General features: G+C 65.0%; 21 protein-coding genes. 14 read left to right on the plus strand and 7 right to left on the minus strand.

Annotated elements, in window-relative coordinates; genetic code table 11:
• Window positions 1-96 precede the first annotated feature (96 nt).
• The gene (locus S58_RS31160) at window positions 97-1,572 is read right to left on the minus strand and encodes a M81 family metallopeptidase (protein ID WP_015669419.1); all 1,476 of its coding nucleotides are present in this window, start codon (window positions 1,570-1,572) and stop codon (window positions 97-99) included.
• A 132-nt stretch (window positions 1,573-1,704) separates the two neighbouring features.
• Here S58_RS31160 and S58_RS31165 point away from each other — a divergent pair, with 132 nt between their 5' ends.
• On the plus strand, window positions 1,705-2,562 hold the full coding sequence (locus S58_RS31165; RefSeq protein WP_042341038.1) for an adenylate/guanylate cyclase domain-containing protein: 858 nt from the start codon (window positions 1,705-1,707) through the stop codon (window positions 2,560-2,562).
• 85 nt (window positions 2,563-2,647) lie between these two features.
• Here S58_RS31165 and S58_RS31170 read toward each other — a convergent pair whose 3' ends face one another.
• A complete protein-coding gene (locus S58_RS31170; protein ID WP_015669421.1) occupies window positions 2,648-3,250 on the minus strand; it encodes a TetR/AcrR family transcriptional regulator in 603 nt (200 codons plus the stop codon).
• 191 nt (window positions 3,251-3,441) lie between these two features.
• On the opposite strand from S58_RS31170, the gene S58_RS31175 reads away from it, so the two are divergent.
• The 7 genes from S58_RS31175 to S58_RS31205 all read left to right on the plus strand — a co-directional run bounded on the left by S58_RS31175 (window position 3,442) and on the right by S58_RS31205 (window position 13,097).
• Window positions 3,442-4,674: an efflux RND transporter periplasmic adaptor subunit gene (locus S58_RS31175; protein WP_015669422.1), complete on the plus strand. Its 1,233-nt coding sequence runs from the start codon at window positions 3,442-3,444 to the stop codon at window positions 4,672-4,674.
• Window positions 4,675-4,980: 306 nt separating this feature from the next.
• Complete coding sequence (locus S58_RS31180) at window positions 4,981-8,163, plus strand: efflux RND transporter permease subunit (RefSeq protein ID WP_015669423.1); 3,183 nt, start codon at window positions 4,981-4,983, stop codon at window positions 8,161-8,163.
• A gap of 252 nt (window positions 8,164-8,415) precedes the next feature.
• The gene (locus S58_RS31185) at window positions 8,416-8,631 is read left to right on the plus strand and encodes a hypothetical protein (RefSeq protein ID WP_015669424.1); all 216 of its coding nucleotides are present in this window, start codon (window positions 8,416-8,418) and stop codon (window positions 8,629-8,631) included.
• 340 nt (window positions 8,632-8,971) lie between these two features.
• On the plus strand, window positions 8,972-9,988 hold the full coding sequence (locus tag S58_RS31190) for an ABC transporter substrate-binding protein (RefSeq protein WP_015669425.1): 1,017 nt from the start codon (window positions 8,972-8,974) through the stop codon (window positions 9,986-9,988).
• 87 nt (window positions 9,989-10,075) lie between these two features.
• Window positions 10,076-11,170 (plus strand): ABC transporter ATP-binding protein, encoded by a 1,095-nt coding sequence (locus S58_RS31195; protein WP_015669426.1) that lies wholly within the window; start codon window positions 10,076-10,078, stop codon window positions 11,168-11,170.
• Between the two features lie 35 nt (window positions 11,171-11,205).
• Entirely contained in the window at window positions 11,206-12,321 is a 1,116-nt protein-coding gene (locus S58_RS31200; protein ID WP_042341039.1) for an ABC transporter permease, read from the plus strand.
• Window positions 12,318-13,097 carry an ABC transporter permease gene (locus S58_RS31205; RefSeq protein WP_015669428.1) on the plus strand — a complete coding sequence of 260 codons (780 nt, stop codon included), beginning with the start codon at window positions 12,318-12,320 and terminating at the stop codon, window positions 13,095-13,097. The genes S58_RS31200 and S58_RS31205 overlap by 4 nt, the downstream gene beginning before the upstream one ends.
• Before the next feature lie 128 nt (window positions 13,098-13,225).
• On the opposite strand, the gene S58_RS31210 is transcribed toward S58_RS31205, so the two are convergent.
• Window positions 13,226-14,125, minus strand: a complete 900-nt coding sequence (locus S58_RS31210) for an NAD-dependent epimerase/dehydratase family protein (protein WP_015669429.1) — start codon at window positions 14,123-14,125, stop codon at window positions 13,226-13,228.
• A gap of 241 nt (window positions 14,126-14,366) precedes the next feature.
• On the minus strand, window positions 14,367-14,759 hold the full coding sequence (locus S58_RS31215) for a cupin domain-containing protein (RefSeq protein ID WP_015669430.1): 393 nt from the start codon (window positions 14,757-14,759) through the stop codon (window positions 14,367-14,369).
• A gap of 125 nt (window positions 14,760-14,884) precedes the next feature.
• Here S58_RS31215 and S58_RS31220 point away from each other — a divergent pair, with 125 nt between their 5' ends.
• Complete coding sequence (locus S58_RS31220) at window positions 14,885-15,418, plus strand: GNAT family N-acetyltransferase (protein ID WP_015669431.1); 534 nt, start codon at window positions 14,885-14,887, stop codon at window positions 15,416-15,418.
• A 103-nt stretch (window positions 15,419-15,521) separates the two neighbouring features.
• Here S58_RS31220 and S58_RS31225 read toward each other — a convergent pair whose 3' ends face one another.
• Window positions 15,522-16,115: a TetR/AcrR family transcriptional regulator gene (locus tag S58_RS31225; RefSeq protein ID WP_015669432.1), complete on the minus strand. Its 594-nt coding sequence runs from the start codon at window positions 16,113-16,115 to the stop codon at window positions 15,522-15,524.
• Between the two features lie 112 nt (window positions 16,116-16,227).
• Between S58_RS31225 and S58_RS31230 the strand changes: the two genes are divergently transcribed.
• The 3 genes from S58_RS31230 (at window position 16,228) to S58_RS38745 (ending at window position 17,211) form a co-directional block, all read left to right on the plus strand.
• A complete protein-coding gene (locus tag S58_RS31230; RefSeq protein WP_015669433.1) occupies window positions 16,228-16,608 on the plus strand; it encodes a DUF4267 domain-containing protein in 381 nt (126 codons plus the stop codon).
• Between the two features lies 1 nt (window position 16,609).
• Window positions 16,610-16,927 carry a DoxX family protein gene (locus S58_RS31235; RefSeq protein ID WP_015669434.1) on the plus strand — a complete coding sequence of 106 codons (318 nt, stop codon included), beginning with the start codon at window positions 16,610-16,612 and terminating at the stop codon, window positions 16,925-16,927.
• A gap of 122 nt (window positions 16,928-17,049) precedes the next feature.
• Entirely contained in the window at window positions 17,050-17,211 is a 162-nt protein-coding gene (locus tag S58_RS38745; RefSeq protein ID WP_173424443.1) for a hypothetical protein, read from the plus strand.
• A gap of 97 nt (window positions 17,212-17,308) precedes the next feature.
• Here S58_RS38745 and S58_RS31240 read toward each other — a convergent pair whose 3' ends face one another.
• Window positions 17,309-17,770 (minus strand): SRPBCC family protein, encoded by a 462-nt coding sequence (locus S58_RS31240; protein ID WP_244440672.1) that lies wholly within the window; start codon window positions 17,768-17,770, stop codon window positions 17,309-17,311.
• A 224-nt stretch (window positions 17,771-17,994) separates the two neighbouring features.
• On the opposite strand from S58_RS31240, the gene S58_RS31245 reads away from it, so the two are divergent.
• Window positions 17,995-19,188 (plus strand): lanthionine synthetase C family protein, encoded by a 1,194-nt coding sequence (locus S58_RS31245; protein WP_015669436.1) that lies wholly within the window; start codon window positions 17,995-17,997, stop codon window positions 19,186-19,188.
• A 182-nt stretch (window positions 19,189-19,370) separates the two neighbouring features.
• Here the strand turns inward: S58_RS31245 and S58_RS31250 are convergent, their stop codons facing one another.
• Complete coding sequence (locus tag S58_RS31250) at window positions 19,371-19,904, minus strand: hypothetical protein (protein WP_015669437.1); 534 nt, start codon at window positions 19,902-19,904, stop codon at window positions 19,371-19,373.
• Between the two features lie 914 nt (window positions 19,905-20,818).
• Between S58_RS31250 and S58_RS38235 the strand changes: the two genes are divergently transcribed.
• The gene (locus S58_RS38235) at window positions 20,819-21,016 is read left to right on the plus strand and encodes a hypothetical protein (protein ID WP_160167619.1); all 198 of its coding nucleotides are present in this window, start codon (window positions 20,819-20,821) and stop codon (window positions 21,014-21,016) included.
• Window positions 21,017-21,064 lie beyond the last annotated feature (48 nt).

The raw sequence follows: 21,064 nt of genomic DNA on the forward strand, positions 1-21,064 counted from the left end.
AGCCCGTACCGTGAGTCGCCGCTGATTCGGACGTGGTTCGTTCCAGCCGCGTTCCGAACGTTAACGCTGGTGCCATCAGCGTCGCATTGTGGGACATCATGCGCGGAAAAGTTGCGGCAGCTCGTCGAGCGGCCATTTCGGACGCTTGATCCTGGTGTAGGGCAACGTCGTGACGTCGCGCGCGACCACACCGGGCGCATCGACCATGATGATGTCGGCGGCAACGGCAGCGAACGACGCACGGAAATGCTGCGCGGATTTCACCACGACCAGCTTGTGCGTCGCCGGATCGCAGCCGAGCTGCGTGAACAGATCGGTACCGAACGCCTGGCAACGGAAGGTCGTGATGACGACCTCGACGCCGTCGCTCGCGATCAGCGCGCAATCGCCGAGCTTGGCCGGCGTGCCGGCGAGCCCCGTCATCACCATGTTCTCTTTCAGCGCCTTGATCTCCCAGGTCGCATCGACGGGATCGCCGGACAGCGGCCCGATCTTGCCGCCGATCCGCAGCGGCAGCTTGGCGCCGACGCCGGCATCGAAGGCGATGCGCACCGCGATCGGATCCCAGATCGGGCCGAGGCAGACATTGTCGATCTTGCGATCGAGCACCCGGCGCAGGATGAAGGTGGAATCGCCGGGCGCACCGCCGCCGGGATTGTCGCTGGCGTCGCCGAGCACGATGGTGCCGTCCTTGGCGAGCGCCTGGTCGAGCGCGGCATCGACACCCGGCATGCGCTCGGTCACGGTCTCGCGCATCGCGATCAGCTCGTCGGCGAGCCGCCGCGCCAGCGCCTTTGCTTTGACGCCATCGGGATCGACGGCGGCATCGCTATAGACCAGCACCTTGGTGCCCATGTCAGGCGTATCGCCCCAGCCGAAGCCATGCACGATCGAGACCGAGACGATGCCGTCCTTGCCTTCCAGCGCCGTGATGCGGTCGACGAAGCTGCGCACCGGCTCGCGCGTCGTGTGCAGGGTCACGATCATGTCGGTGTCGACCAGGGCGCTCTGCAGCTTGAGCCGCTTCTCGGCGAGCTCGGTGCAATGCTTCACCAGATCCTGCGCCCGCTCCAAGATGTCGGTGTGCGGATATTCCTTCCAGCAGATCAGGAGATCGGCGCTTCCGACCATCCGCTCGCTCATGTGGACGTGCGGATCGAGCGTCGCACCGATTACCACGTCAGGACCTGTGATCTCGCGCACGCGCGCGAGCAGCTCGCCTTCGCAATCATCATAACCGTCGGCGATCATCGCGCCGTGCAGGCCGATCAGCACCATGTCGACCGGCAGCGCGGCCTTGAGATCGGCGAGGATCTGGTCGCGCAGGGTCTCGAACGCCGAGCGGGTGACGACGCCGTTCGGCACGGCGGCCGCGACGAGGCCCTCGATCAGGGTCCAGCCCCTGGACGGCCCGACCTGCCGTGCCGCCCAGAGCGGCCCGCCATGCATCTGCATCTTGTCCGGATGCTGGCCGGCCGGGAAGTAGGCGCGCTCATGGAACGTCGCGAGCCCGGTGGGCATCGGCGCGAACGTATTGGTCTCAGTGGCGAGAGCGGCGGAGAAGACACGCATGAAGAACTGACCCGTTCGGTCTTGAGGGAAGGCAGGCGCACATCGTCCCGTCCGGCGAGCCTCTGGCAGCCGCCCGGCCGCAATCAACGATGTCTGATGCATTTGGCCGTCAGTGAGGCTACCATGGGAACGATGACGGACGATAAATTGAAGCGGCGGTTGACGACAGTGCTGTGCGCGGATGTGCACGGCTATTCCCGCCTCATGGGAGCAGACGAAGCCGGTACGCTGGAGACGCTGCGCCGCTACCGCACGGCGATTGCGGGATTGGTGGAGCGCCATGAGGGGCGCATCGTCAACACCTGGGGCGATGCCGTGATCGCCGAGTTTCCCAGCGTCGTCGAAGCCGTGCAATGCGCGGTCGAGATTCAGCAGGAAATCGCCAGTCAGACATCGAACGCCCCTGGCGCGCAGCAGATGCAATTTCGCATCGGCATCAATCTCGGCGACGTGATGGTGGACGGCTCCGACATCTTTGGCGACGGGGTCAACATCGCGGCGCGGCTGCAGGAATTGGCGGAGCCCGGCGGCATCGTGGTCTCCGCCCCGGTCTACGATCAGGTGCACAACAAACTATCCATTGGATTCGACTGTCTCGGCCAGCAACAGCTCAAGAACGTCGCTCCCGTCACCAGCTATCGGGTCACGGTCGGCGGCCGTTCGGGCCAGCCGCCTGATCTCCCGCTTGACGGCGGCGCCTTCCATGCGCGCGCATTCGCGGCCTCGCGCGCGCCTGATGTTCGCGACGGCGATGGGCGATCCACGTGGATCACCGCCATCTCGGATCACTTCGCGAGCCTGCCGCGTCCCCTCGCCGTAGCCCTCACGGTCTCCGGCTTTCTGATTCTGATCAACGTTTTCAGCGGTCTGCACAGGATCTGGTTTCATTGGCCCGTCGCAGTCTTGCTGTTCGCCGGCATCATGCGGACGGCGCTCCAGAACAGGCCTCCTTCGGACAAGATCGAGCGGCGTCGGACCCGCCGGGACTGAGCGGCCGGCGGTTGTGCGCCTTGTTCGAGCCGAACTGAGATCGAAGCCTCGCATCGTGAAGGTGCGTTTCGACGGCGACGGGCAATTACGCGCGCACCGACTGCTCCTCGACCGACCTGATCGCCACCGTCGCCACCTGCGCCAGCGCCTCGCGATCGGCCCCAGACGAGGCCATCACGCTCATGCCGGTGATCACGGCCGAGACGTAGCGCGCGAGCGCGGCCGGGTCGGCGCCCAGCGCCAGATCGCCTTCATCCTTGGCCCGCTCGAAGCGATGCCGGAGCTGCTCCTCGGTCTGCGCGCGGCGCGCCGCGAGCTCGAACGGGACATTGGCCGAGCCCGAGCCGCAGGCCAGACCGCCCTGCACCAGCAGGCAACCGGGCGGATTGGACGGATCGGTCTGCTTCTCGGCGACGCCCATCAGCATGCGCGAGGTGACCTCGCGGGCCGTCGGCGCACTCAGCACCTCCTCCATCCATTCCTCGCGGCGGGCCGTGTAGCGGTCGAGCGCGGCCTTGAGCAGGGCTTCCTTGCTGCCGAACGCCGCGTACAGGCTAGGAGGATTGATGCCCATGGCGTCGGTGAGCTGGGCAATGGTCGCACCCTCATAGCCATGGCGCCAGAACACCTCCATGGCCTGCTCCAGTGCGGTGTCGCGGTCGAATGTCCGGGGCCGTCCGATGGCCATGTGCAAAACTCCTGTTCCCGTCTCCGCCCCAATCAGATTCTTATCTATTTGTTTTCTCTGGCCATTTCTTTGATCTGCCGCAGCTGACCAAAGTTTGGCTAGGCTTTTCGTAGCATCCGATACATAAGTCTCTTGCGAACGGGTTGCCAGCGCCACATTTGTAGCGAGCACTACAAATCTGGAGCGCGCCAATGCCTTCGTCCGAATTCCGTTCCGCCGGCCGTCTAAAGCGGTGGCTGAGCACCGTGGCCATCGCCGGTGTGGTGATTGCCGCCGGCTCCTATGCCGGATCTCATTACTTCAACCTCAGCAGCGCTCCGAATGCCGCAAGGGCTGCGGCGCCGGAACAAGCCGTCCCGGTGACCGTCGCCGTGGTGGAACCGCGGCAGGCCAGCCTGTGGGACGAGTTCTCCGGACGGCTCGAAGCCGTCGAGCGGGTCGAGGTCCGGTCCCGCGTCGCCGGCGCCATCCTCGGCACCAATTTCGCCGAAGGTTCCCTGGTCAAGGCCGGCGACGTGCTGTTCAAGATCGATCCGGCGCCGTATGCCGCCGAGGTCGACCGGGCGCAAGCCCAGCTGGACGCCGCGCGCGCCCGCGCCGCCTTTGCCGCCAACGAGCTCGATCGCGGCGCGCAGCTGGTCGGCAATTCCATCGTCACCAAGCGCGACTACGACCAGCGCGACAATGGCAATCGCGAGGCGATCGCCAACGTCAAGGCCGCCGAGGCGACCCTGCAGACCGCCAGACTCAATCTCGACTACACAGAGGTGCGCGCACCGGTCGACGGCCGGGTCGGCAGGATCGAGGTCACCGTCGGCAACCTCGTCGCCGCCGGCTCCGCGTCGCCGGTGCTGACCAGCCTGGTCTCCGTCAACCCGATCTATGCGAGCTTCGACGCCACCGAGGACGTCGTGTTGCGGGCGCTGCACGCCGTCGCCGACACTTCCGGCAAACGCGGCAATCTCGACCGCATCCCGGTGGAGATGACGACGTCGGGCGGCACCACGGCCTCCGGGCACATCCAGCTGATCGACAACCAGGTCCAGGGGCAGAGCGGCACGATCCGCGTCCGCGCCGTGTTCAGGAACGAGGAGGGCAGACTGATCCCGGGGCAGTTCGCGCGCGTCCGCATGGGCCAGCCGCAGCAGCAATCGCTGGTGCTGCTCGACGAGCGCGCCATCGGCACCGACCAGGACAAGAAGTTCGTGATGGTGGTCGGCGACGACGAGCGCGCCGTGTACCGCCCGGTCACGCTCGGCGGCAGCGTCGATGGCCTGCGCATCATCTCCTCCGGCCTCAAACCCGGCGAGCGCATCGTCGTCAACGGCCTGCAGCGGGTGCGTCCGGGTGCGCTGCTGAAGATGCAGGTTGCGGCGATGGGGGCGAGGGATGGAGCTGCGGCGAAGCAGCTCGCGCAGCGCTGATCATGTTCAACAAAGGCGGTCACCAAGCACGCGGCGCCCACCCTCCCCTGGAGGGGGAGCGCGCGGCGGGATGGGGTGACAGTCCCAGTTGGTAGAAGAGCCTGCTTGTCCACTCTCAGCTTCGCATAACTCGGTGTCGACCAATCCAGCACCGAACGCACGGATAGTCCGCCACCCCACCCCGGCTCGCATTTCGCTGCGCTCATGCGAGCCGACCCTCCCCCTCCAGGGGAGGGTGAGCATCGCGCACGCCGAATGACCGAGTCAGGCGGCCATTACTGACACATCCCGACCACGGGGCCTCCCATGAATCTCTCGAAATTCTTCATCGACCGGCCGATCTTCGCAGGCGTGCTGTCGACGCTCATCTTCCTCTCCGGCCTGATCGCGCTGTTTGCGATGCCGATCTCGGAATATCCCGACGTGGTGCCGCCCTCGGTGGTGGTGCGCGCGACCTATCCCGGCGCCAATCCGAAGGTGATCGCAGAGACGGTGGCGACGCCGATCGAGGAGCAGATCAACGGCGTCGAGAACATGCTCTATATGAGCAGCCAGGCGACCACCGACGGCGCGCTGACCCTGACCGTGACCTTCAAGCTCGGCACCGATCCGGACAAGGCCACGCAGCTGGTGCAGAACCGGGTGCAGCAGGCCGAGCCGCGGCTGCCCAACGTCGTGCGCCAGCTCGGCATCGTCACCAAGAAGAGCTCGCCCGACCTCACCATGGTCGTGCACCTGATCTCGCCCAACGGCCGCTACGACACGACTTACCTGCGCAACTACGCGGTGCTCAACGTCAAGGACCGGCTGGCGCGCATCGATGGCGTCGGCGACGTGCAGCTGTTCGGCGCCGGCGACTATTCGATGCGGGTGTGGGTCGATCCGCAGAAGGCGGCCGAGCACGGCCTGTCGGCGAGCGACATCGTCAAGGCGATCCAGGCCCAGAACGTCGAGGCCGCGGCCGGCGTGGTCGGCGCGTCGCCGAGCGTCAAGGGGCTCGATCTGCAGCTCTCGGTCAATGCCGAGGGCCGGCTTTCCAACGAGGACCAGTTCGCCGACATCGTCGTGAAGACCGGAACACATGGCGAGGTCACGCGGCTGCGCGACGTCGCCCGCATCGAGCTCGGCGCGTCTGAGTATGGCCTGCGCTCGCTGCTCGACAACAAGCAGGCGGTGGCGATCCCGATCTTCCAGGCACCCGGCTCCAACGCGCTGCAGATCTCCGACAATGTCCGCGCCACCATGGCCGAGATCAAGAAGACGATGCCGGAAGGCGTCGAGTATCACATCGTCTACGATCCGACCCAGTTCGTGCGCTCCTCGATCGAGGCCGTCGTGCACACGCTGTTCGAGGCCATCGTGCTGGTCGTGATCGTGGTGATCCTGTTCCTGCAGACCTGGCGCGCCTCGATCATCCCGCTTCTGGCGGTGCCCGTATCGATCGTCGGCACCTTCGCGGTGATGCATCTGTTCGGCTTCTCGATCAACGCGCTCAGCCTGTTCGGCCTGGTGCTCGCGATCGGCATCGTCGTCGACGACGCCATCGTCGTGGTCGAGAATGTCGAGCGCAACATCGAGAGCGGATTGTCGCCGCGCGACGCCACCTACCAGGCGATGCGCGAGGTGTCGGGCCCGATCATCGCGATCGCACTGGTGCTGGTCGCCGTGTTCGTGCCGCTCGCCTTCATCTCCGGCCTCACCGGGCAGTTCTACAAGCAGTTCGCGCTGACGATCGCGATCTCCACGGTGATCTCGGCGGTCAACTCGCTCACCCTGTCGCCGGCGCTGTCGGCGCTGCTGCTCAAGGGCCATCACGCGCCGAAGGACCGCCTCACGCGGATTCTCGATCGTTCGCTCGGCTGGTTCTTCCGCGGCTTCAACCGCGCCTTCGTGCGCGCCTCCGACAATTACAGCGGCAGCGTCTCCCGGGTCATCACGGCCAAGGCCGGCGTGATGATCCTCTATGTCCTGCTGGTCGGTGCCACCGCTGTCCTGTTCAAGCAGGTGCCGGGCGGCTTCGTGCCGGGCCAGGACAAGCAGTACCTGGTCGGCTTCGCGCGACTGCCTGACGGCGCGACGCTCGACCGCTCCGAGGAGGTGATCCGCAAGATGAGCGACATCGCGCTGACCCAGCCCGGCGTCGAAAGCTCGATCGCGTTTCCGGGCCTGTCGATCTCCGGCTTCACCAACTCCTCAAATGCCGGCATCGTCTTCTCCGGCCTGAAGCCGTTCGACGAGCGCAAGGATCCGTCGCTGTCGGGCGGTGCGCTGGCGATGGAGCTCAACAAGAAATATGCCGGCATCCAAGATGCCTTCATCGCGATGTTCCCGCCGCCGCCGGTCAACGGTCTCGGCACGATCGGCGGCTTCAAGCTGCAGATCGAGGACCGCGCCGGGCTCGGCTACGACGCGCTGAACGACGTCACCAAAGCGTTCATGGGCGCCCTGCAGAAGTCACCGGAGATCGCCGGCGCGTTCTCGAGCTTCCAGGTCAACGTGCCGCAGCTGTTCGCCGACATCGACCGCACCAAGGCGCTGCAGCTCGGCGTTCCCGTCACCGAAGTGTTCAACACGCTGCAGATCTATCTCGGCTCGTACTATGTGAACGACTTCAACAAGTTCGGCCGCACCTATTCGGTGCGCGTGCAGGCCGACGCGCCGTTCCGGGCCCGGGCCGACGACATCCGCCAGCTCAAGGTCCGCGCGGCCTCCGGCGACATGGTGCCGCTGTCGGCGCTGCTGACGGTCCGGCAAAGCGCCGGCCCCGAACGCGCCATCCGCTATAATGGCTTCCTGTCGTCGGACATCAACGCCGCCGCCGCACCCGGCTTCTCGTCGGGCCAGGCGCAGGCCGCCGCCGAGCGGGTCGCAGCAGAGGTGCTGCCGCCGGGCTTCGCCTTCGAATGGACCGACCTGACCTATCAGGAGTTCATCGCCGGCAACTCCGGCCTGTGGGTGTTTCCGCTCGCGATCGTCCTGGTGTTCCTGGTGCTGGCAGCACTCTATGAGAGCCTGACCCTGCCGCTCGCGATCCTGATGATCGTGCCGATGGCGCTCTTGGCGGCGATGTTCGGCGTCTACCTCTCGAAGGGCGACAACAACATCTTCACCCAGATCGGCCTGATCGTGCTCGTCGGGCTGTCGGCCAAGAACGCGATCCTGATCGTCGAGTTCGCGCGCGAGCTCGAATTCGCCGGGCGCACGCCGCTGCGCGCCGCGATCGAGGCGAGCCGTCTCAGGTTGCGGCCGATCCTGATGACGTCGATGGCATTCATCATGGGCGTGCTGCCGCTGGTGCTCTCGACCGGCGCCGGCTCGGAGATGCGGCGCGCCATGGGCGTGGCGGTGTTCTCCGGCATGATCGGAGTCACCGTGTTCGGCCTGTTCCTGACGCCGGTGTTCTACGTGCTGCTGCGGACGCTCACCGGCATGAAGCCCCTCACCCAGCACGGCGGCCACGGCACCGTGGCCGCCCAACCCGCGGAGTAGAAATCAATTGATATTGCGTGATGTCGAATGCGCGAAACTTAATCGTCTCTTTGTCCGTACGGGCGAAAGATGGTTAGCGCCTCCCTCACGCGGCACGGACGATCCGGCCCAGCGCGATCAAATCTGATCGACTGTGAAACGGATCACAGACCAGCGCAGCGAGATGGAGGACGCCAACTCCAGCACGTTGCGCCGACCCGGCGGCCTGTCCCGCACCAGGCCGCCGGGTCATTCGATCGAAGGAGTTGCAACATGGATTTTTTGAATCATTTGGTCGCAGCCAGGCTGATGAAGACGGCAGAGGGGTTCGAGCGCATCAGCGCCCATGGGGCCGCACGACAGCTGCCCGGCCCGTCCCATGCGCTCGGATCGAACAGGCCGGCGCTGGGTCTCATCATCGACAATTCCGGCGCCGGCGATTCAGCGCACGCCTGCCCCGGCGATCAGGACTCCCGCAGGCGACTCTAGGACGGAGACGCGCGATCGGCCGCGCGCCGATGCGCGGCCCTGACGGCCCCGGAGCGGACGGCCCGGGCGCGCGACGCAATCTTCGGCGACGCCGGGCAGGCTCGGTCCCATGCCGCAATGCCGCTGATGCAGCGCGTTAGCGCCAAAATAGCATCACCTCACGATCAAAACTCGCGCTTGCCACGGCTGGGGACAGCCGATAGCTTTTTTGTACCTTTCAAAGCGCGACGGATCATCGAGCATGTTTTCACGGCGGACCAGCCCTACAACTGCGAAAGTGGCGAACGAACCGGGGCGGACCGCAACACGCGCAGCCCTCACCGTCTCGAAGACGGTGCTGATGGCGGCCGCAGCCGTGCTGAGCCTCGCCGTATCGGCGCAGGCGCGCGACCTCACCGTGGTGTCCTGGGGCGGCAACTATCAGGACGCGCAGCGCAAGATCTACTTCCAGCCGTTCGCGGCCAAGCTCGGCGCCACCGTGCTCGACGAGAGCTGGGACGGCGGCTATGGCGTGCTGCAGGCCAAGGTCAAGGCGGGCGTACCGAACTGGGATGCGGTGCAGGTCGAGGCCGAGGAGCTCGAGCTCGGCTGCAGCGACGGCATCTATGAGAAGATCGATTGGAGCAAGCTCGGCGGCAAGGACGGCTTCATCCCGGCCGGCGTCAGCGATTGCGGCGTCGGCGCCATCGTGTGGTCGACCGGCATGGCGTTCGACGGCGACAAGATCAAGGACGGGCCGAAGACCTGGGCGGACTTCTGGGACACGGCGAAGTTTCCTGGCAAGCGCGGCCTGCGCAAGGGCGCCAAATACACGCTCGAATTCGCGCTGATGGCCGATGGCGTGCCGGCCGCCGAGGTCTACAAGGTGCTGAAGACGCCCGAAGGCGTCGAGCGCGCCTTCAAGAAGCTCGACGCGCTCAAGGCCGACATCGTCTGGTGGGAGGCCGGCGCCCAGCCGCTGCAGCTGCTGTCGTCCGGCCAGGTGGCGATGACCTCGGTCTATAACGGCCGCATCAGCGCCATCAACCGCACCGAGGGCAAGCATTTCGGCTTCGTGTTTCCGGGCAGCATCTACGCCGTCGACAGCTGGGTCGTGCTGAAGGGCTCGCCGAACAAGGACGCGGCGATGAACTTCATCGCCTTCGCGAGCCAGGCGGAGAACCAGGCCAAGCTGCCGGAATACATCGCCTACGGCCTGCCGAGCATCGCGGCTGCGAAGCTCGTGCCGGAGAAATATGCCGGGGAGCTGCCGACAACGCCGGACAATCTGAAGCAGGCGATTGCGCTCGACGTCGGGTTCTGGACCGACAATTCGGAAGCGCTGTCGAAGCGCTTCAACGCCTGGCTCGCGCGCTGAGGCGCATCGTCAATCGGGCGCGCGATCTTTCGCGCGCGCTCGCCTCGGTCATGAGTTCCGGCGCGATCGGCGCCGAAAGCCTCCGTCATGGACACCCCCTTCATTTCGTTCCGGCAGGTGGTCAAGCGCTTCGCGGCGCTGACCGTGGTCGATCATCTCGACCTCGACATCGCGCGCGGCGAGTTCATCGCCCTGCTCGGGCCCTCCGGCTCGGGCAAGACGACGCTGTTGATGATGCTGGCCGGCTTCGAGCAGCCGACCGGCGGCACCATCCATGTCGACGGCGTCAGGGTCGACGGGCTGCCGCCGCATAAGCGCAACATGGGCGTGGTGTTCCAGAACTACGCGCTGTTCCCGCATATGAGCGTGCGCGACAACGTCGCCTTTCCGCTGAAGATGCGCGGCACGCCCAAGGCCGAGATCGCCAAGCGCGTCGCCCGCGTGCTCGACATGGTCAAGCTCGCCGCCATGGCCGAGCGCAAGCCTGCGCAGCTCTCGGGCGGCCAGCAGCAGCGGGTGGCGCTGGCGCGCGCGCTGGTGTTCGAGCCGCAGGTCGTGCTGATGGACGAGCCGCTCGGCGCGCTCGACAAGAAGCTGCGCGAGCAGATGCAGCTCGACATCCGCGACCTGCACCGCCGGCTCGGCCTCACCATCGTGTTCGTGACGCACGACCAGGACGAGGCGCTGACGATGTCGGACCGCATCGCAGTGTTCAACCACGGCCGGATCGAGCAGATCGGCCGGCCGCGCGAGATCTACGAGCTGCCGCGCACGCCGTTCGTCGCCGAGTTCATCGGTGAGACCAATTTATTGGCTTGCACCGTTCAGGAGCAGGCCGGCGAGGCGGTGCGCCTGACCACGGAATCCGGCCTGTCGCTGTCGGCCCATACCGGCGCCGGCCGCATCGATGGCCAGGAGGTCCAGGTCTCGATTCGCCCCGAGGCGATCCGGATCAACGATCACGCCGCGGCGACGGCGAACCGGCTCACGGCGCGGATCATGGACGCGGTGTATTTTGGCGATCACATGCGCCTCGTGGCGACGGTCGGCGCGCAGCGCCTGATCGTCAAGGGCGACCGAACGAGTGAGGCGGCCGAGGTCGGCAGCGAGGTCGCGCTGTCGTTCGCGGCGTCGGATGTCTGGGTGGTGGGATCATGCAACCAGCCCTCCTCCAACGCCTGAAGGCGTTCCTGCTGCTGGCGCCGCTGCTGGCGTTCATGCTGGCGTTCTTCGTCGTGCCGCTGGTGACGATGATGAAGTCGGCAGTGTCAGATCCGGTCGCGACCGAGGCCCTGCCCCGCACCGCCAAGGCGTTGGCGCGCTGGAACCGCGCGGGTGTTCCCCCTGCGCCATCGCAGGCGGCGCTGGTCGACGACATCCGCAGCGTCAGCAATGACGAGCAGTTCGGTGATCTCGTGCGCCGGCTGAACAGCGCGCAATCCGGCTTCCGCAGCCTGCTCGGCAAGACCCGCCGCGCGCTCGACGGCACCTCGGGCGCGGTCGATCTCGCCGCACTCGACTCGCGCTGGAGCGAGAGCACCTATTGGTCGACCATCGCCGAGGCCGTGGCCTCGCCCTGGACCGACAAGAACCTGCTCGCCGCCGTCGACCTCGAGCGCAACGCGGCAGGCAGCATCAGCGCGATGCCGGAGGGCGCCTCGGCCAACCGGCTAATCATGATCCGCACCTTCGTGACCTCGGCACTGGTGACGCTGGCCTGCATCCTGATCGGCCTGCCCTTCGCGATGGTCGCAGCCTCGGTCGAAGGCTGGCGCCGGCAGATCCTGCTCGGCGCCGTGCTGCTGCCGCTGTGGACCTCGCTGCTGGTGCGCACAGCGGCGTGGTATGTCGTGCTGCAGGACAACGGCCTGATCAATGCGACCTTGAAAGGGCTCGGTCTCACGTCGGCGCCGATCCCGCTGATGTTCAACCGGCTCGGCGTCGTCATCGCGATGACCCATGTGCTGCTGCCGTTCATGGTGCTGCCGATCTTCAGCGTGCTGATCGCGATCCCCCGCAATTTGATGCCGGCGGCGGCCTCGCTCGGCGCCCATCCGCTGCGCGCGTTCGTCCACGTGCTGCTGCCGCTGTCGATGCGCGGCGTCGTCTCCGGCGCGCTGCTCGTGTTCATGGCCGCCCTCGGCTACTACATCACGCCGGCGCTGATCGGCGGCGCCAACGACCAGATGATCTCTTCCGTCATCGCCTACTATGCCACGGCCGCCGCGAACTGGGGCATGGCCGGCGCGCTCGGCCTCGTGCTGCTGGCGATGACCATCCTGCTCTATGCCGTCTATATCCGGCTGACCTCGGCCGAGGAGCAGCGCGCATGAAGCTGCTGCCGCTCGTCAAGCTCTCGTTCGCGATCCTGGTGGTGGCGTTCCTGCTCGGCCCCCTTGTCGCCGTGCTGCCGCTGTCGCTGACCGACAGCGTGTTCCTGAACTATCCGATTCCAGGCTATTCGACGCGTTGGTTCCGCGAACTGGTCACCGCGGATTCCTGGCGGCTGTCGATCGTCAACAGCCTGCTGATCGGCTCGGGCACCACGGCGCTTGCGACCGTGCTGGGCACGCTGGCCGCGCTCGGCCTGCGCGGCAAGCGCGCCTCGCTGCTGGTCTCGACCTTGCGGACCGTGTTCCTGCTGCCGATGGTGGTGCCGGCCGTCGTGCTCGGCGTCGGCATGCAGCTGATGTTTTCGCGCTACGGGCTCACCAACACCTATCTCGGCGTCATCATCGCGCACACCGTCGTGGCGGTCCCGTTCGTGCTGGTCAACGTCTCCTCCGCACTGCAGGGCGTCGATGTCCAGCTCGAGCGCGCCGCCGCGAGCCTCGGCGCTTCGCCGGCTGTGGTGCTGCGCTCGGTGACGTTCCCGATCGCGCTGCCCGGCATCATCTCCGGCGCCCTGTTCGCTTTCGCGACCTCGCTCGATGAGGTCGTGCTGACCCTGTTCGTCGCCGGCCCCAATCAGCGCACCTTGGCGCGGCAGATGTTCGCGACCATCCGCGAGAACATCAGCCCCGCGATCGTGTCAGCGGCGGCGGTGTTCATCGTCGGCACCATCGTGCTGTCGCTCGCGATGCTCGCGATCCGGCGAAGGATGTCGTGAAGGAAGGCGCCGGTCCGTAGGGCGGATTAGCGCAGCGTAATCCGCCGCCCACCCGCGCGCGAACCGCCGCTATGAGCACGATAGCCGGAATGGCGGATTACGCTGCGCTAATCCGCCCTACGCCTGCCCTATCCCGCCATCACATATTTCCGCCAGTCGTGCGCCTCCTTGAATCCCAGCACCTCGCGTGCCTTGCGGTTCGACAGCGGCGCCTCGTTGTCGCCGAGCTCGCGGGTCACCGGCACGTCAGGGCAATAACGGCGCAGCAGCTCGCGCGTCGGGATGGTGGCCGTGACCGTATCGTTGACGGCGTTGAAGACCTGGAAGCCGAGCCTGTCCTTCTCGATCGCCAGATGCACGATCTCGCCGAGGTCGCGGGCGTCGATATAGGACCAGGCATTGCGCTTGCGCGACAAGGGATCGGCGAGGAAGCGCGGGAACATGTCGTATTCATGCGGCTCGATGACATTGCCGATGCGCAATGCGTAGATGTCGATGCCATAGCGCATGGCGAAGGCGCGCGCGGTCTTTTCGTTCACGACCTTGGACAGGCCGTAGGAGTCCATCGGATCGGTGTCGTAGTCCTCCTCGAGCGGGAAGCTCCTGAAATCCTTGTCGCCCTCCGCAAAGCAGACGCCATAGGTAGTCTCGCTGGAGGCGATCACGATCTTGCGCACCCCGAGCTTCGCTGCGGCCTCGATGACGTTGTATGTGCTGATGGTGTTGACCCGAAAGGTCTCGTTGTCGGGCTCGATCAGCACCCGCGGGATCGCAGCGAAATGCACCACGGCATCCGGCGCCTGCGCCGGCCGGCCGGCATTGAAGCCGCCGAAGCCATAATGCGTGGTCAGGGCGTTGAAAGCCTGGCCGCTATCCGTCAGATCGGCGATCAGGGTGTTGATCCCCGGATGATCGAACGGCTTGAGGTCGACGTTGAGCAGCTCGTAGCCCTTGCTCTTGAGATGCGGCAGCACGTGCCTGCCCGCCTTGCCGGTTCCCCCTGTGAACACCACGCGTTTTGTTGTCATTTGTTTTTTCATCCTCGTGAGGGCGTGAATTCGTTTCTAGCAGCTTCGGCCGTACCGGCTCCATAGGAACTTCCAAGGGCGGGACGAGTCCGATGGGCTCGAAACGTTCAATTTCATTGCGTGGACCACTGCGCCATGTGGCCGGTCGACCGCTTGACCTCACGCATTGCTTCGCGGCGCCGGCTGACACGACAGGCAATTTTCGGACTTGGCGTCTTAGGCAACAGCGAACCCCCGCAGACTATGCGGGCGGAATATCCAAGCCGTCGGGCAGCCTGATCCACAGAACTGTCTGCTCGTCCGGGGAGTGACGGGACAGATGGCCCTTGCCGTGCGTGTCCTCCACCAACACGAACTCGCCGGCGGAGACATGCCGCACCTCGCCGTCACTCGTCTCGTAGTCGACCGCACCGGTCAGTCTGACGGTCAATATCCGCGCCGGAACGGTGTGCCAATCGACCTGCCGCATCCCGGCGGGGATCTGGGTGAACTCCATGCTCGACGCGAGATAGCGCTTGGACACCTGAAACGGCTTGGCGCCGGGCGCGACGGTCACTTTTGCCGTCATCGGGATTTCCACTTCACCGAAGTGGGATTCGCCGTCCGGGGTCGCGTAGATCCGAAGACACTTCACCGGCTGTCACCTTTTGGTCCACCGCGATCGGCACTATCCTATCATGAGTGCAGCGTCGATAACATCAATGCTGCCTGGGCCCGCTGCAACGTCCAACGCGGCGAACAGGACAAAGAAGACATTCGATGAGCAGCCTGCCCCTACGCGCCGATGCGACGATCCGACGCCTGAGGGCTGACGATGCGGCGCCCTTCAAGGCCATTCGCTTGGAGGCCCTGACGATCAACCCGGAATCGCTGGGCAGCACCTTCGAGCTGGAGAACGGACTGGACGTGGGATGGTTCGCTGGCCGCCTCGAGGACTCGCACACGATCGGCGCATTTCGAGGCGGCGAGCTCGTCGGGACCGTCGGCTTCGTCGTCCAGCAAGGGCCGAAAAATTCCCACAAGGGCCGGATGTTCGGCATGTACGTGCGACCGGGCTCGCGGCAGCTCGGGCTCGGGCGGCTGTTGTTGAATACTCTCCTGGACGCGGCCCGCGAGCAGGTCGAGCTGATTCAGCTGATCGTCGTCAGCGACAATCTGCCCGCCCGCAGGCTTTATGAAAGCGTCGGCTTTCTGGAATTCGGCCTGGAGCTGAAAGGCTTGAAATACGGCGATCGGTACTATGACCAGGTGCATATGGCGCTCGACTTCCGTCCTGCGACGGACATCGCCTGAAGGTCACGACCGGGCGGCGTCAGGCGCCGCCACGCTTCGGTCTGGGCCGACAGGTGCCATCACATGGATCAGCCGATTTGAAATAGCGCCCCACTGCGCGCCGTCAGCCGCGGGCAGCCGGCTTGCGTCCGCCCCCGACAACCGCGCCAACGACACGGGCGATGCGCTCGTCACGTGCCGCGGGCCTGATCCGGCCCGAGCGTTCGAGCTCGGTGAGCCCATGAAGCGCCGCCCAGAACGTCTCGGTGGCGACGGCGACATCGGCGCAGAACGGCGAGACGACCGCCGCAAGGGCCTCGAACGCGGCCTGCAGCTCCGGTCTCGTTTCAGCCTCGGCGAACCGCAAGTTCGTCGGCAGCACGAACATCGCCTCGTACAAGGCAGGACGACGAAGCCCGAAGGCGAGATAGGCAGTGGCGACACTCCTGAGCGCGTTTTGTCGTCCAATCGCTTCACCGGCCGCCTCCCGAAGCGCAACGGTGATCTGCTTGAAGCCGTCGACGGCAACGGCGGCCACGATCGCGTCCCGGTTGGCGAAATGCGAATAGAGCACCGGCTGGCTGTATTCGATCTCCTCGGCCAGGCGCCGGATCGTCACGGCGCCCCATCCTTCGCGCTCGGCGATCGCCCGCGCGGCCGCGACAATGCGCTGCTCGCGCTCGGCCCGTTCCCTCCCCTTCCGCTCCGCGATGCCCAATTTCGATCTCCCAACGACGCGGGCATCATACCGACGCTTGACGATCTAGCAACGCTAGATTATATTCCTAGCGACGCTAAATTATCGTTCATCGTTAGAACGGGAGAGTAAAATGCACTGGTTTTCGCTCGGACTCGCATTGCTGCTGGCTGTCGCGATCATCGCGATCGGCCTCCAATATGTGGCGCGCCCATTCGCTGCGACGCGCAGCTTCGGCCTGCCGCTGCCGGAGACCGGCGCCAACATCGCATGGTGGCTTCGGCTCAAGGGCGTGAGAGACATCGCCTCGGGTCTGACCGTGCTGGCGTTGATGATGTGGGGTACGTCGAGCGCGCTCGGCCTCGTTCTGCTCGCGGAAGCCGTCATTCCCGTCGGCGACATGCTGGTCATCCTTGCTGCCAACGGCTCCAAGACCAGCGCTTTCGGCATGCACGGCGTCACGGCCGTGATCATGATCCTGGCCGCCCTGCCCCTGGTCGTGGGAGCGGCCTGAGATGGTGCACGCTGTTTCCATCTGGCTGCTTGCCGCGGCCTTTTTCGGCGCGGGCCTGCTCAACGCGGTCGGCACGGCCGGGACGCGAAGCGATTTCGCCCGCTGGGGCTACCCGCGCTGGTGGGGCAAATTGACGGGCGGGCTGGAGATCGTCACCGCCGCCCTGATTGCGCTTCCCGCGGCTCGCAGCGTCGGCCTGACACTCGCGGCGGCGATCATCGCCGCTGCGGTGGTGACGGTTCTGCGCCACCGCGATGTCCTGCACCTCGTACCACTGGGCGCCTTCATCGTCCTGATCGGGGTTGCCGCCATGCCCTGAGGCCGGGCGGCTTTCGCCGAAGGTTCTTCGCGTCTGCCCGAGGCCAACTCCTGTGCCGAGGTGAACCTTTCTGCCCCCGGGCTGACCTACTTAGGGGCAGGAGGAGGAGGTAGAGGTTATAAATGACTACTCTCGCCAGAGTTTTTTCCAAGGCATTTTCAGAATCTTCCGATAGTACGAAAGGCACATTTCTCAAACATCTCTTGCTGCTCGGCGCGGCTGTATTGCTCGTCTCGGCGATGGCGTTGACCTACGGCACAGATCTGAGCCCCGGCTTTTTCTGATCGTCCTCGTTCTTCAGGGCGTGCTTTCGCTTCAGTGAGCAACGTCGTCAGCGATCGGCGCAGCCGTGCCTGCTTCGGGCATGATCGGACGTCGGATCTATCGCGCCTCGACGAGCGCCGCGAGCTTGGCAAGCGCCATCCGCCAGCCCGTCTCGTTGTCGGTAGGCGAGACGCCGCGTGGCAGTCCATCATGCGTGGCGAGAAGCTCGGTGCCGCCGTCCGCATCGGCGAGCGTGATCGTGATCGTCATCTCGCCCTGCAGCGCAGGATCTGCGGTTTCGAATTCGTCGACTTCGATGACCTGCTGATCTGGGACGAGCTTCACGAAGCGCCCGCGATAGGTGTCGGTGTGCGCGGTCGTCTTGCCGGTCCCGGTGGGCACGTCATAGGTGAGCGAGATCCGGAACGAACCGCCTTCATGGGCATCGAACGCATGCACCTGACAGGACATTCCGTCCGGCACCTTCCATTTTGCTATCGCGCGCGGATCCAGGAGCGCGCGATAAACGACCGAACGAGGCGCGTTGATGTGGCGGCTGATCGAAAGGGCCTTTTGCATCATCCAGTCCCTGCTCGGCTGTCCGATCGCGCCCGGACTCCCCTCGCCCGCATCACTATCGCGGAGGCGTCATGTGATGTCGAGATCGATATCCATCTGATTGGAATCGGCGGCGTGGCGCCGGTGTACGGCCGGCAGGCTTTTGGATAGGCTCGCTCCAGATCGCGCGATCCGTTGCTTGCCACCTCGCAGGAACCGACGGACAGCGCCCGAGGAGTCACCCGATGATTACCCCCGGACGGCATCGGCCGCTGGCGCAGAGCCAATGGGATGAATCCGCGGTACGGGCTGCAATCGACGACATTGTGGCCGACGCAATCGCGCATTTCGACCCCGACACCTTCTGGCCGGCTCACCCGAGTGACGATGGGGTCGGCGACGGCGCCCCCAGCTTCTACAAGGGCGCCGCAGGCGTCATCTGGGCACTGGACTACTTGCATCGCATCGGCGCGGCCCACGTCGCCGAAGATTTTCGTCCCGTGCTGCCAAGGCTGATCGAGCGGACGGTCATCGACCACGCCGCCAATTCGCCTGCCGACTACGAGAAGCACGGCTCGCTGCTACGTGGCGACATGGGCGCGGCCCTTCTCGCCATGCGCCTCGCGCCGACAGTTGATCTCGCCGATCTGGTTTATCGGCGCGCCGAAGCCAATAATGAGCTGCCGATCCGCGAGCTGATGTGGGGCATGCCGGGGTCGATGGTCGCGGCAGTCCACATGGCCGAGATGACGGGGGAAGAGCGATGGCGCCGCCTGTTCGAAGTGCAGGCGGCACGGCTGTTGTCCGAGTTGGAGGACACGCCGCAGGGCCCGCTTTGGACCCAGGATCTCTATGGTGCCAAAGATCGCTTTCTCGGGCCCGTTCACGGCTTCGCCGGCAACGTCATTCCGTTGTTGCTCGGATGGGACTGGCTGACAGCGGCCCAGCAAGCCGATGTCGCCGAATTCGTGCCGAAGGCGCTCGAGGCGAATGCATGGCACTACGACATCGGAACCACCTGGGGCCCGCGAAGCAAGCGCGAGAAGCGGCTCTTCATCTGCCAGCATTGCCATGGCGCGCCGGGCATGGTGACGACCTTCGCCGACGCACCGTTCGCGACGCCGGAGCTCGACGCGCTACTGCGCGATGGCGGGCGCTTCGCCTGGGCCGCCGGACCGCTGAGCAAGGGCTCGAACCTCTGCCACGGCACCGGCGGAAACGGCTATGCCTTCCTCAAGCTCTATCGCCGCACGCAGGACCAGGTTTGGCTCGACCGCGCACGCCAGTTCGCCATGACGGCCATCGTCCAGTATCAGGGCGCAAAACTCGTCGCCGGCCGCGGCCGCTATTCGCTGTGGACCGGCGACGTCGGCCTCGCGATCTACCTGTGGGATTGCATCACGGGAGAACCTCGTTTCCCGACCATCGACGTGTTCTGACCCAAGCTCGGATCGGCTATCAATGTCACTTCGGGCAATAACAACTTCTGAGGTCCACCGCCACGTAGTTCCGGCTGTCACCCTGGACGTCTCGTTTGAGATCTCAAGCGGCGTCTTGGGCCAACGGGCGGCCTGCACGATCGCAAGACGTCCCCGATCGCGAGACGTCCATGCATCCAACGTCAATAGCAGTTTTCCTTCCGATATTCGCCGCGCGACATCTTCCGCCAGTTCCCATCATCCGATGTGCGCATCGGGATACATTCCGATTGCTGCGACGCTGGAAAAAAAGAAAGTCTGTGATCGGCGCCTCCGAAATCGAATGCTCCGACATAGCTCCAATGAAGACTGGATGCGTAGGAGGAGAGCTCCTTCAATTCCACCATCTCAGGATCAAAAAGGTAGTCGCTTTCCATGGGCCCAAGGACGGCGATCTTGTGGTCCGGTGTTTGGTAGACGCTTGTTCTCGCATTGTGCGACCAGTCGAAGCCGCTAATTTCACCTCGAAAGGAGCCCGTCGGCGCCGAGATCGTTAGAAATCTTCCGCTTTCCTCAGCTACGTCCCAAATCCGGTAGAACTCGAGCTTGATGGTCGCCTTCAGTGCGGGAATAGAAGCACTCGACACATACGCAGGGCTGAGCTTGGTTGACGCATAGAAGTAGGCAAGCAGGCCTGACAAGAGAAGTCCCGCCAAAGCAAAGGGTGCGATCAGCAAGGCAATTAGGGTTCTTATCACAGGCGCTCGCAGCAAGACCTCCGATTGGAGGCGAGATCATTGCGGACGCTCCGAGATCTTACGAGCGTCATTTGGAGGAAAATTCCACCAGTTTGCTATCAGCCATTTGCGGTTTGGTACGGACATTTGAGGACCTGTACGGACCAGGCTGGATTGCATTGGACGATCCCACTGAAAGATGACGTCCATTGCAGCGGCTGCACACGGAGTACCCTCTGTCTGTTCGTCATGCGCGCGCTTCAGCCCACGCATCGGCAGAAGCGAAGAGCGTCCGCGACCCGACGGGCAAATCGCCGCTGCCCCAATCGCCTGCGCCAGCTCATTTGCGCAATATCCGCAGCTCCCGCGCCCCGCAAATCGCATGCGCCGGAAAATTCATTTCGCGTGCCGGTTCAGACACATCCCTCTGTCCAGGCCTTCGAGCAGAAAAATCTCTATTTCTTTTTTACAGAAATCATGATTTCCTACGCCCGTCCCGTCTCACAAGAGGGGCGCTTCGCGGTCGTCACGGACGTCGAGGCGGGATGCGGTGGGCGTGTTGCTGTCGCAGCGTGGTTGATCCGCGCCGACGAACGGCGGCGATGCGCACGGTCAAGTCGCGTGGTCCTGACACCCCGACGCTGGTGTCACGTTCGTGTCGGCGCTCACGCGCCGCGCGGGCAACGGTGGCCAAAAAGCCCGGCGCACCGGGGAGAACGCGAAGCAGCCGTGAAAACCATTGCGCGGGGAATGCCGGGTGTTCTCGGCTGAACCTGTGGTTCCTGCCGCCTGCATTTTTTTCGCAGGCGGGCCATGGGTGCGGCCAGCGCCCGGCATTCCCCGTGCCCTCTTCCCGGAGAGGGCCGTCCATCAGCACAGCTCGGGCGCGAATCGCGCCGCGAGAGAGCGAGCCCATGCCCGACGACCAGGTCTGCACATCATGTCTGGACATCATGCCCGCGACGTCATGGTCGCAACGTCACGTTCCGCTACATCCGGGCGTGCCGCGCGGCCGCTTCTGCCGGGCAGGCCACGTCAACGCAGCGCCAGGCGCGCTGCCCTGGGATGCAGCGACTTCGATTCCAGCGACTTTTGATTTCAGCAACTTTTGATTTCAGCGACAGTGAGGTTGGACCAAGGATCAATCACCGGCCGGATCA

Origin of the sequence: Bradyrhizobium oligotrophicum S58 (genome assembly GCF_000344805.1) — a bacterium.
Taxonomy (GTDB): domain Bacteria; phylum Pseudomonadota; class Alphaproteobacteria; order Rhizobiales; family Xanthobacteraceae; genus Bradyrhizobium; species Bradyrhizobium oligotrophicum.